Annotated in this window: 6 protein-coding genes; 4 read left to right on the plus strand and 2 right to left on the minus strand. The window is 44.7% G+C overall.

Annotation, left to right across the window (positions count from 1 at the left end; all coding sequences use genetic code 11):
* Positions 1 to 38: 38 nt before the first annotated feature.
* Together NIES1031_RS11605 and smc are read right to left on the minus strand one after the other, a co-directional pair.
* Positions 39 to 1,037 carry a PRC-barrel domain-containing protein gene (locus NIES1031_RS11605; protein ID WP_073549536.1) on the minus strand — a complete coding sequence of 333 codons (999 nt, stop codon included), beginning with the start codon at positions 1,035 to 1,037 and terminating at the stop codon, positions 39 to 41.
* Positions 1,038 to 1,100: 63 nt separating this feature from the next.
* A complete protein-coding gene (gene smc, locus NIES1031_RS11610; protein ID WP_073549537.1) occupies positions 1,101 to 4,718 on the minus strand; it encodes a chromosome segregation protein SMC in 3,618 nt (1,205 codons plus the stop codon).
* 673 nt (positions 4,719 to 5,391) lie between these two features.
* Here smc and NIES1031_RS24950 point away from each other — a divergent pair.
* From NIES1031_RS24950 to NIES1031_RS11630, 4 genes are all read left to right on the plus strand, one after another.
* A complete protein-coding gene (locus NIES1031_RS24950) occupies positions 5,392 to 5,655 on the plus strand; it encodes a hypothetical protein (RefSeq protein WP_218596778.1) in 264 nt (87 codons plus the stop codon).
* A gap of 207 nt (positions 5,656 to 5,862) precedes the next feature.
* On the plus strand, positions 5,863 to 8,838 hold the full coding sequence (pruA, locus tag NIES1031_RS11620; protein ID WP_073549602.1) for an L-glutamate gamma-semialdehyde dehydrogenase: 2,976 nt from the start codon (positions 5,863 to 5,865) through the stop codon (positions 8,836 to 8,838).
* Between the two features lie 201 nt (positions 8,839 to 9,039).
* The gene (locus NIES1031_RS11625) at positions 9,040 to 9,486 is read left to right on the plus strand and encodes a GNAT family N-acetyltransferase (protein WP_073549539.1); all 447 of its coding nucleotides are present in this window, start codon (positions 9,040 to 9,042) and stop codon (positions 9,484 to 9,486) included.
* A complete protein-coding gene (locus tag NIES1031_RS11630) occupies positions 9,479 to 11,935 on the plus strand; it encodes a glycosyltransferase family 39 protein (protein WP_073549540.1) in 2,457 nt (818 codons plus the stop codon). The genes NIES1031_RS11625 and NIES1031_RS11630 overlap by 8 nt, the downstream gene beginning before the upstream one ends.
* Positions 11,936 to 11,943: the final 8 nt, after the last annotated feature.

The raw sequence follows: 11,943 nt of genomic DNA on the forward strand, positions 1-11,943 counted from the left end.
TTGCTGCAACTAACTAGCTTAATACTTGAATTATTGTGTTAGTAACGATCTTCTTCTTCGTACTCTGGTTGCTTGATCTTTTTAGGAATATTGACTGGTTTCGGCTCATCGTCTTCCCACGCATCGCGGGTGATGTCGTCTTCGTACTCAACGTAGTCTGGTTCTCGGTAAGGTTCTGGTTCGACGTAGCGGGGTGGTTCCTCGTATCTTCTCGGTTCTGAATAGCGATCGCTTGGCGTTGCTTCACTCCAGTTATCTTCGTATTCTTCCTCCGCGTACTGAATTGATTCGTACTGCTGTTGGTACCGCTGCTGTTGTCTGGGTGCAGGTTGAAGCGTTTCGTATTCGTAATCGTCTTCGTCCCACGTTTCTTCAACTGGTTGCGTTGCCCGCACTGGTTTGACAGGCGCTTGCAATGGTACGCCTGTTCCGAGTTGATTTTCTGGTTTGGCGGTAGGCGTAAAGTAAGCTTCTTCCTCTTCGCGTTCCCACGGGGCTTTACCAATCCCCAGACGCTCAAGTAAACCTACGGTTAGCTGCATGACGCGTTCTTCAGCGCCTTCAAATACAATAATCCGATTCGGACCACTACTGACAACTTCTTCGATCGAAATTTCGTAGGTACTGATGACTTGATCGGGAATTTGGGGTAAACCCAACGAAGCAATAATGAGTGACGTCAGGATACCTGTTTCCGCGTTGAACTTGAAGTTGCGTACTCTTCCCAAAAGTTCGCCGGTTTCTGTGATGACTTCACAATTAATTAAAGTGCTATAAACGTCAACATCAATATCTTCGATGACATCTTCGTTATCAACTAAGATAACGTCGCCGATTTGATTGACACTATTGAGGTACATATAGCGTGGGACACCGGCAAACGCAATCAGGTTGTCTCGCAAGCCCATGGCTACAACCTCTCGTCGGTCAATATCCACCCATAGCTGATTGATTACACCTAGCCGCTTACCATTATCTTTGGTGATCACTTGGGTGTTCAAGATGTCGGAACGCCTAATAATCTGTTCAGAGGTCATTTTCTTTTGCCGAGTCCTGATCTCGAATCCGGTTAATTAATCAATACTATTATTAACAAATCCTCATGGCGAGGTGTTTGACTGTTGCAATTTTATTCCTAATACTTGAGTATAAGCTCCTCGTGCTTGAGTAACTCCAATTGTTCGTTCGGCAGATTCTATCATTGGTCTACGCAGACTCACAACTATAAACTGTGCCAGCTTCGTTTGTTGTTTTATCATTTTAGCTAATCGTTCCACATTTGCCCCATCGAGAAACATATCGACTTCATCAAAAGCATAAAAAGGCGACGGGCGATAGCGTTGTAGCGCAAAAATAAAGCTTAATGCCGTCAGCGATTTTTCTCCTCCTGACATCGAAGCAAGGCGTTGTACAGGTTTTCCTTTTGGGTGCGCGACAAGATTTAACCCGCTATTGAAGGGATCTTCCGCATCGTCAAGTTGTAAGTAGCCATCACCGTCAGAAAGTGTCGCGAAAATACTTTGGAAGTTTTGATTAACCGCGTCAAAGGCTTCTTTAAAAGCACGTTGGCGTAAGGTAGTAAAGTTTTCTATCCGTAGCAGCAATTCGGTACGTTCAGCTTCTAAAGTGAGCAGTTTTTGACGTAATTCCTCTAGACGCGTCGTTGTCCGTTCGTATTCTTCTAACGCCAGCATATTGACAGGTTCTAACGCCTGTATGCGTTTGGCAAGCGATCGCACTTCGCGTTGCAGTTGTTCTAAATCGACTTTATCAGGCACTTCTGGCAAAGGATTGGGTAAATCCGCGATTTGCGCGTGGATTTGTGCTTGTAATAAAGTTAATTCTTCGCGCCGTGTTTGTTGTGTTTCCTGAAGTTTTTGCTGTTGCCATTCGAGTTGTTGATATTGATTCTGGCGATCGCGTAATTGTGCTTCGGCGCGATCGCGTAGTTGCTTTTCTGAACCTAGTTTTTCTTCAATTTGCTGTAAAGCTTCTTTTGTTTGGGCGATTTGCGTTGCCAGTGTATCAATTTGGTTGCTGATTGCGAATTGCTGATTACTTATCGCAGTGCGTTGCTGTTGATACTCTTGGATGCGTTGCTGAGATTCGGCGATTTTTCCTTGGATGAGTATTGCAGCGTTAGCTAATTCACTTTGGCGTTGTTCTGCTTTGAGTAACGCTTGTAAACGTTCTTGCAGGTGTTGTTCTTGGCTTTTAATCGTTGTTTGAATTTGTTGCCATTGACTGTTTGTTTGCGATTGTTCTAATTCGGTGAGGAGTTGTCGTTTTTGTTGTAATTGTGTTTCTTGTGCAGGAAGTTCGCCGTCTAAAATTTCAAGTTGCGATCGCGCGCTTGTCAGTTGTTCTTCTGTTTGCCGCAGTTGGGCTTCGGTTTGTACAAGTTGTTCGCTCAATCCTTGGATTTCTTTACGTAATTGTTCCGCGTGCAATTGCTGTTCGCGGCGCTGTTGACGCACTTCGGTGAGTTCTTGCAACAAATATTTTGTTTTTGCACTCAGCGATTCGATACCAGATTCACACCGTTTTAATACCAGTGCAATTTCTTGCAAGCGTTTTTGTAGTTGTTTGGCTTCATCTGATTCTGTTGCTTCACTCGTCCCAAAGTGTAAACCAGAACGCTGTTGAATAATACTACCACCCGTCATCGCGCCACTCGTTTCGAGTAGTTCGCCTTCGAGCGTGACAATGCGATATTGACCTAAGTATTTTCTTGCAGACTCTAACGTTTCAAAAATAACGGTGCTACCGAAGACATAACCAAAGACATCCTGATAGCGGCGATCGCACTCGATCAAATTAATCGCATAATCGATAAATCCTTTACTATAACGCAGCGCGGTCGTCGGAGAAAAGCGTAAAGGTTGAATCTTATTCAACGGTAAAAATGTCGCCCTTCCGGCGCGTTTTTGTTTGAGGATTTCAATCGCGGCGGCGGCGACAGCATCATCTTCCACAACTAATTGTCCTAAACGCGCCCCCGCAGCCGTTTCTAGGGCTAGTTGATAGCGGGGTTCGACTTTACCCAACTGCGCGACTAAACCACAAACGCCTTGCAAACCTGATTGCAAAATCACTTTCGTCGCATTTGTCCCTTGCGTTTCTTGAAGTGCTTGGGCTTGCGCTTCTAATTTGTCAAGTTGTCGTTGTTTATCGCGTTGTTCGCCAAGAAGGCGCTTAAATGTGTCTTGTTGAATTTGTAATTCTTGTTCGGCTGCGCTGAGCGATTGTGCTAAACTTTCTGCTTGTGTTGTCAGCGCGATCGCCTGTTGTTCGTTGGCTGCAAGTTGCTGTTGTTTTAGGGCAAGTTCTGGTTCTAGCTTGTCAATAGTTTGCTTTTGCTCGTGTAATTGCCGTTGCAGTTGATTTGTTCGTTCGCGCAGTTGCGCTTGCTGTCTCGATTGCGGTTCAGTTGCTTGCAATAGCGCTTCAATTTCGCGGTTGAGCGTCGTTTGTTGTTGTACCCAGATATCTGCGGCATCGGCGATCGCGCTTGCAGCTTCTCGGCTTTGTTCTAGTTCGCGTTGTGCTGCGTCGCGTTCAACTTGTAAAGTGGCAATAATTTCAGCTTTCGCACTTTGTTCTTGCTTTAGTTCCGCAAGTTTGTTTTCATACTCTTGAATTTCAGCTTGTTTTTGTTGTATACTACATTCTATCTTAAACTCTGTCTGAATATTTTCTTCTTTTTGGCGCTGTAGCTGGCGATACTCAACTTCTTGCGTTGCCAAATGCGATTGCAGTTTTAAAAGTTCTTCTTCCCCCAAAGCTTTAACGCGACAGTTCAATTGCTCAAGATGAGTTGTTGCTTGCTCAATTTCGCGCTCCAGTACAGCGTGTTGTTGCGCGAGTTCTGCCAAAGTACGATCACCCGCTTGAATTTGCGTTGCGAGATGTTCTTGTTGATTTTGCAGTGATCGCCAAACAAGCACGGTTTCCCACTGCGATTTTTGCTGTAATTCGGTACGCAGTTGTTGGTATTTCTCCGCTTTGATGCGATCTTGCGACAAGCGATCGCGTTGCGCTACAAGTTCTTGCTCGACGATTTGACAGCGTTCTTCGCGGTCTTTAACTTGGTCAAGCGTTTCTTTTGCTCGCGCGATTTTGCGGTCAAAGGCGGCGACACCCGCAAGTTCATCAATAATTTCCCGTCGTTCGCGCGCGTTCATCGAAATAATTCCGGTGACATCACCTTGAAGGACGACATTGTAGCCTTCTGGATAAATGCGCAAGCGATTGAGTTGTTCGTGCAGTTCACTCAGAGTACAAGCTTCGCCATTAATGTAATAAGTCGATGTATAAGTTCCCTGCGGAGTCACGCGCAACTTCCGCGTCACACTTAATTCTTCCGGTGTTACTTCACCGCCATCCTCCCTTTCTAATCTTATTTCATTTTCCTGACCTCCGACCTCTGACTCCTGATCTCTCTGTTCTAAACCCTCCAAATCAAACGTCACCGTCACACTCGCTTCAACAGTACGTCCGCGCGTCGCCTGCGTGTGGTTCACTAAATCGGGAAGACGTTCCGCACGCATACCCTTAGAACTCGCAAGCCCTAAGCCGAATAACAACGCATCTAAAATATTTGATTTACCCGAACCATTTGGTCCAGAAACAACAGTAAACCCTGGTAGCAGCGGTATTTGTGTTGTGCCACCAAAAGATTTAAAGTTTGATAATTCCAGGCGCTTGATATGAACCATAGGCGCTGGCTAGCTAGGCGTTGAAGTACAAGTGTATCAGAGTAGCAATGCCGTAGCAGGTTAGCACGGATTCACAAAAAAGAAAATGATTTAGTCCACACTTGTCATATTTGATCAACTCTCCTGTCCACTACATCCTCTTCTAGAAGCGATCGCAACTCTAGCAATTCCCAATTGTTTACGAAAATCTCTCCCAGTCTCTTTTCTCAGCGTTCACGGATACTTTGCTCAACGGGGTTCAGCCCCGCACCTTTCATGTGTCCTCCTCTATGTCTGGAGTGGTTCGTTACCATATAACCATATAAAAAACACACCTCCTAAAAATACCATTAAACCCTTTTGCCAAAAATCAACATACATTGATGCTAGAAACCTTTGTTTAAAAGAAGTTCATCAAGTTTTTAAACTCGAACGCCAACCTCATGGTTCTTTTACTGAGTTATTATCATTAGAACCCTTAACTAACCAAGAACAACAAGAAATCGACAAAATCCGTCAGAATTTTGACAGCTATTATGCAGAAGCAAAAATTTCTGAAGGACAAATAAAATTTTTATTTCTTTCTCCCCTATTATGGCTATCAGGATTTTATCAGCCTAGTATCAAAATCACATTAGAGGAAAACATTGCAGATATTTTAGTTGAAGACGAAGATACTCTGATCAAGGGAAGGATGGATATTTTAGCTGTTAGTAATACAGTACGAAAAATAAGTCCTCCATTTTGGATACTAGTCGTTGAAGCAAAGAATAGTAGTGTTGAAGCGCTAGAAGGTTTACCTCAACTACTAACTTACGCATACAAAAGCTTGGATAATCAAAAATCAGTGTGGGGTTTAACAACAAATGGACTTCGTTATCAATTTATCCATCTTCAGCAAGGTAATCAACCTACATATCAACTTTTACCAGAGTTAAATTTACTCGACGCTGAGTGATCGCTTCAGTTAGTACAAGTATTAAAAGCTATCTGTAAAATTCAGTACACTCCAAAAGCGAGTTAAGCGATAGGTTGACCTATAATCGCCATTTTTAGGATTTTGTGCGAGTTAACGATAATTAACGGCACAGGAGTGCCTGAAAAAGCGAAAATAAAGTTATCGAGGATTTTCGACGCGACAGTCGGAACTAGGAGTTTATTACCAGTGGTATTACAAGTAGAAAAAAGCAATTACGAAGCTAAAACGCAGGAAATCGCCCGACAACTTCTAGCCGCGACACGCGATCGCTCGTTCTTTGCTGGGCTACGCGACCAAATGCGCTGGGATGATAAGCTGCTAGCTTGGGCGATGAGTAATCCTGGATTGCGCGTGCAGTTATTTCGCTTCATCGACTGCTTACCCGCCTTACACACCAAATCCGAAATTGCCGCGCACTTACAAGAGTACCTAGGAGATCCCGCAGTCGAACTCCCAGCCGCACTCAAGGGACTGCTCAACTTTGCTTCGCCCGATTCTATGCCAGGACAAGTTGCGGCGACAACCGTATCCACCGCAGTAGAGGCGCTAGCACATAAGTATATTGCTGGAGAAAATATTAAACAAGTCCTCAAAACGATTGAGCGCCTGCGTAAAGAAAAAATGGCATTCACGATCGATATTCTCGGTGAAGCGGTAATAACTGAAGTTGAGGCGCAGTATTATCTTGATCGCTACTTAGAATTAATGGAACAGCTAGCAGAAGCTGCTCAAAAGTGGTCTACTGTAGCGCAAATCGACCAAGCGGATAATCAACCGATATCAAAAGTTCAAGTTTCCGTCAAACTAACCGCGTTTTACTCGCAGTTCGATCCACTCGATGCGCAAGGTAGTGAAGCAAAAGTCAGTTCGCGCATTCGGATTCTACTGCGTCGGGCGGCGGAATTAGGCGTAGCAGTTCATTTTGATATGGAACAGTACGCGTATAAAGATATTACGCTCGCGATCCTCAAAAATATACTACTCGAAGAGGAGTTTCGCCCTCGGACTGATATTGGTATCACCATACAAGCTTATTTGCGTGACAGCGAACAAGATGTCCGCGATTTAATTACTTGGGTAAAACAACGTGGTTATCCGCTAACGGTACGCTTGGTAAAAGGTGCATATTGGGATCAAGAAACGATTAAAGCAGCGCAAAAAGATTGGGAACAGCCGGTATTCAACGATAAAGCTGCAACGGATGTCAATTTTGAGAATTTAACGCAAATATTACTCGAAAATCACGAATATATATATTCAGCAATCGGCAGTCATAACGTGCGATCGCAAGCTCATGCAATCGCTATAGCGGAAACTTTAAATATCCCCCGCCGTCGCTTTGAAATGCAAGTTCTCTACGGTATGGGAGATAAACTTGCCAAAGCCCTTGTTGATCGCGGCTATCGCGTCAGAGTTTATTGTCCTTACGGTGAATTGCTTCCAGGAATGGCGTATCTAATTCGCCGCTTGCTCGAAAATACCGCGAATAGTTCTTTCCTGCGTCAAAATATGGAAGAACGCCCCGTAGAAGAACTGATCGCCCCTCCAGTAGCCTTTAACCCCACGCCCCACGCCCCACGCCCCACGCCCCACACTTTCCCCAACGCCGCCGATGTGGATTTTTCTAAAATGGCACAAAGAGAGCGATCGCAACAAGCTTTTGCCACAGTACGCCAGCAACTCGGTAAAACTTACCTGCCGTTAATCGATGGCGAGTACGTCAATACTCAAGAAAGCATTGATTCGCTCAATCCTTCTAACCCTAGTGAAATTATCGGTAAAGTAAGTTTACTCTCGGTAGAACAAGCCGAACAAGCGATGCAAGCCGCTAAAACGGCATTTCCAGCGTGGAAACGGACACCGGTAAGCGATCGCGCCAATATCCTGCGCAAAGCTGCGGATTTGATGGAACAACGCCGCGCGGAATTATCGTGCTGGATTGTTTTAGAAGTAGGCAAACCTGTACGCGAAGCCGATGCAGAAGTTTCCGAAGCTATCGACTTTTGCCGTTACTATGCGGTGGAAATGGAACGGCTAGAACAAGGTGTCAACTACGATATCCCTGGAGAGAATAACCGCTATCACTACCAACCACGAGGAATTGCTGTTGTAATTTCGCCCTGGAACTTTCCACTCGCGATCGCAACCGGAATGACGGTAGCAGCTTTAGTTGCAGGAAACTGTACTTTACTCAAACCCGCTGAAACATCTTCTGTCATTGCTGCTAAAATAGCCGAAATTCTCGTCGCCGCAGGCATTCCTAAAGGCGTATTTCAATACGTTCCTGGTCGAGGTTCGCAAGTTGGTGCTTACTTTGTCAATCACCCTGATACGCACATCATCGCGTTTACAGGTTCGCAAGAAGTCGGTTGTCGCATTTATGCAGATGCAGCAATCTTAAAACCTGGACAAAAGCATTTGAAACGTGTAATTGCCGAAATGGGTGGGAAAAACGCGATTATTGTCGATGAAAGCGCCGATTTAGACCAAGCTGTTGCAGGAGTTGTGCAATCTGCGTTTGGTTACAGCGGGCAAAAATGTTCGGCGTGTTCGCGCGTTATTGTGCTTGAACCGATTTATGAAACTTTCATTCAACGCGTCGTTGAAGCAACGCGATCGCTCAATATTGGTGCAGCCGAGTTACCCAGTACGCAAGTAGGTCCTGTAATCGATGCAACAGCCCAAGCACGAATCAAAGAATATATCGCCAAAGGACGCGCAGAAGCGGAAGTCGCGGTAGAACTTTCGGCACCAGAAACAGGATACTTTATTGGTCCTGTTGTCTTTAGTGAAGTTTCACCCACCGCCACAATTGCTCAAGAAGAAATCTTTGGTCCTGTTGTCGCTGTGATTCGCGTCAAAGATTTCGCTGAGGCGATTAGCGTTGCGAACGGTACAAACTACGCTCTGACGGGGGGAATCTACTCGCGGACTCCTTCGCATATTGAAATCGCACAGCAGGAATTTGCAGTCGGTAACTTGTATATCAACCGCACGATTACAGGTGCAATTGTCGCTAGACAACCTTTTGGTGGCTTTAAACTCTCCGGTGTCGGTTCCAAAGCCGGAGGACCTGATTATCTACTGCAATTTCTCGAACCCCGCACGATTACTGAAAATATTCAACGTCAGGGCTTTGCACCAATTGAAGGGGCAGATTAGATGAATAAAAATTCACTATTTTGGGGGAGTTATTGTAATTTATCAATGACTCTGATACAATATTTATAATGGAAATCTATGCAAAAATAAAAATATAATTTATATTCCCATTATGAAAAATATTATACTGAATTAACAGAGCAATGTCGAGCCTACTCTCAAAAACTCGACGTTTTTGTACCCTTAAATTCAGCATAACTAATGAGCATCGTGATAAAAACTGCCGAACTGCAAGAATGGCAGAGTATTCAAGAAATCCGGCGCGTGGTATTTCAGGAAGAACAAGGAGTCGATACGGCATTAGAATTTGATGGTAAAGACGACACTGCCGAGCAATTGATTGCGTATCGGAATGCGCAGCCTGTAGGAACGGCGCGGATTAGATATTTAGATACAAAGACGGCAAAGATCGAAAGATTGGCAGTGTTATCAACCGCAAGAGGGCAAGGCATTGGCAAGCAATTAATGCAAAAAGCCATAGAACGCGCGATCGCCCAGAAAATGCAAGAAGCCGTGATTCATGCACAAGAATACGTCAAAGCATTGTATCAACAACTCGGCTTTGTTCAAGAAGGAGAAACATTTGATGAAGCGGGGATTCCCCATGTCAAAATGAGGAGAAAATTAACAAGCAACGAGTGTGATTAGGCTCAAACACAATTTCTGGCGCGGACTGCTAATACTAGCACTCATTTGGCTAGTGGGGGCGATAAGCGATCGCGTATGGTTTGCATTAGATAATTCGGTTCCTGCTTGGGATCAAGCTGATTACCTGACGGGTTCCTTAAACTACTGGCAAGCGTTACAACAAATGCAAATATTGAGTGGCGAGTGGTGGTCAAGCTTTTGGCAACTTTCTTCTAAAATACCGCCATTAATCTACACCGTTGCCGCGATTATACAGCAAATCTTTGGTCGAGGCATCGAGCAAGCAACACTCGTTAATTTATTATTTAGCGCAATTCTGCTCGCTTCTGTGTATGGACTAGGCATTTTGCTATTCAACGTCGAAGTCGGTTTGTGGGCAGCAGCGCTATGTCAATTATTCCCTAGCTTTTATCGCGCCCGATTAGATTTCTTACTCGATTATCCACTTACGGCTGCGGTTATTTTGAGTTTTTTCTGTCTAACGCTGTGGGTGAAAAGTACGAAACGAGTTAGACAATGGCTATCCGCAGCGGCTTTCGGAATTTGCTTTGGGTTAGCAATTTTAGCGAAACAAACCGCGTTATTTTTCTTATTCACCCCGATACTTTGGGTAGTGATCGCAATGCTGTACAAGCGTCAATGGCAACGCGTATTACAGCTAGGCGGAGGATTGTTGCTATCAGTAATCATATCTCTGCCTTGGTATCGTACCAATTGGCTCACAGTATTAACTAGTGGGAAACGCGCCACAATCGATTCGGCGATTGCCGAAGGCGATCCACCATTAAATACATTGGCGGCTTGGACGTATTATTGGGAAATTCTTCCCTATCAGGTTTCTTGGCTATTACTTTTAGTTCCGATTGTTGGGTTAATTCTATATTGGCAACGTCTGCCAAAATATCGTGCTTCGCTTGCTTGGTTAGCGATATTTTGGCTGGGGGCGTATTTTTTGTGTTCGCTTAATGTTAACAAAGATGAGCGTTACGTTTTGCCTTATTTACCAATTGTTGCTCTCTTTCTGGCTTATGGTTTAACATTCTGGCGCGGACGTTGGGGCAATTATATCTGCTGGGGTAGTGTGAGTTTAGCAGTCATGTTGATGTGGTTCAACATTTTTTCTGTGGGAAGCGTGGGGAGAAGCATTGCACAGATTCTTAGCCCTAAAGCCGCACACTATGCTGTTGTTGGTACTCGTTTACCGCACCAAGAAGTGATCGAGGCGATCATTCAACAAGCCCCACATCTGCGTTCAACGTTGGGTGTATTACCGTCTACTCCAGAGATTAATCAACATAATATAAATTACTACGGCGCGCTACGCGACTTTCAAGTTTATGGACGACAAGTGGGAGTGCGATCGCAGCAAGTTGTACAAGACGCGCGATCACTCGATTGGTTCTTAACGAAAACTGGCGATCAAGGTTCCGTTCCTGAAGCGCAACCCGCAATTTTAGAAATTGTTGAGCGATCGCCTGATTTTGACGCGATCCAAAGCTGGACGTTGCCTGATAATAGTACGCTAAATTTGTATCGCGACCGAACGCCAGAAATAGAAGTTATTGTTGCACCAGGAAAATCAGAGAATGTCATACTATCGCAAGTGACAGTACCGCCACAAATAAAGCCAGGAGTTCCGATTCCTGTTACTTATCAGTGGAATGGCGCGTGGGATGAGTTGCAATCTGGTTTAGTATTACTTGATTGGTACCAAGAAGACGCGAGTTCAAACCGCTGGATACACGATCATGCAATTGGAATGGGAAATCTGCATTCAACTAACATGCAAAACCCTGGTACATTTCAAGTCATCGAACGTATGGCAATGCTACCACCAACAGGTGCTACAGGAACTTACACCTTAAAAGCAACGTACCTCAACCGCAACACAGGTGAAACTTATCCAATTGCATCTCCACCTGTCAGCGTCACTGTTGAAGCCAACACCGAACCTTCTCAAGCACCAGAACTCGATTTACTCACACAGTTTCGCACCTTAGCTGCTAGTTTACCCCAAGGATTACCCGCCCTCGAATTAGTATTTGAGGAAATTGCCCGTATTAATCAATACGATCCGACGCAAGATTATTTGATCCAAACGCAACAAGCTTTAACGTATCGCCTCCAGCAAGAACCGCAAAATCTAGAATTTGCCTATACTCTTGCGTTATCTAGGGTATTGCAGCGACAGGTAAACGAGGCGATCGCCGCCTTAGAAAGGGTAGTGCAGTTAGATGCGCAAAATCCATACGCTTATGCTTATCTAGCATTTGTTCATCTCTACAACTGGAACGCCGCAGCGGCTGAAGTCGCACTCAAAAACGCCCGCCTTCTCGATCCTAACATACCTGAAATTCAAGCACTCAGCGGTGTTGCTGCTTTGCTACAAGGTCAATTCTTTTCAGCATGGAACTATTTTACAAGCTGGCAAAATTCATCAAGTCTCTGATTCACCAA

The sequence above is a fragment of the Chroogloeocystis siderophila 5.2 s.c.1 genome (assembly GCF_001904655.1).
Classification (GTDB): domain Bacteria; phylum Cyanobacteriota; class Cyanobacteriia; order Cyanobacteriales; family Chroococcidiopsidaceae; genus Chroogloeocystis; species Chroogloeocystis siderophila.